Origin of the sequence: Bacillus sp. RIT 809 (assembly GCF_016892495.1) — a bacterium.
Classification (GTDB): Bacteria; Bacillota; Bacilli; order Bacillales; family Bacillaceae_G; genus Bacillus_A; species Bacillus_A cereus_U.
Map to the genome: position 1 here is coordinate 1 of NZ_JAFEMR010000086.1, position 286 is coordinate 286.

Below are 286 nucleotides of genomic sequence, written 5' to 3' on the forward strand. Positions count from 1 at the left end.
AAAGAAATAGAAGAGCCAGTAAAACCGGAAACACCAAAGGTGACAGAAGAGCCGAATGTGCTAGAGAAACCAGAGGTAACAGAAAAACCGGAAATCTTAGTAACACCAGAACAAGAAGAAAATAAAGAAGAAACAACAGAAGAAATAGAAGAGTCATTAAAACCGGAAACACCAAAGGTGACAGAAGAGCCGAATGTGCTAGAGAAACCAGAGGTAAAAGACAAACCGGAGATCTTAGTAACACCAGAGGAAGAGCAAAATAAAGAAGAAACAACAGAAGAAATAG

The 286-nt window shown here is 38.8% G+C and carries 1 pseudogene; it reads left to right on the plus strand.

What is annotated here, in order from left to right:
• A pseudogene (locus JTF23_RS27585) lies at positions 1-286 on the plus strand (Cna B-type domain-containing protein); the annotation flags it as partial.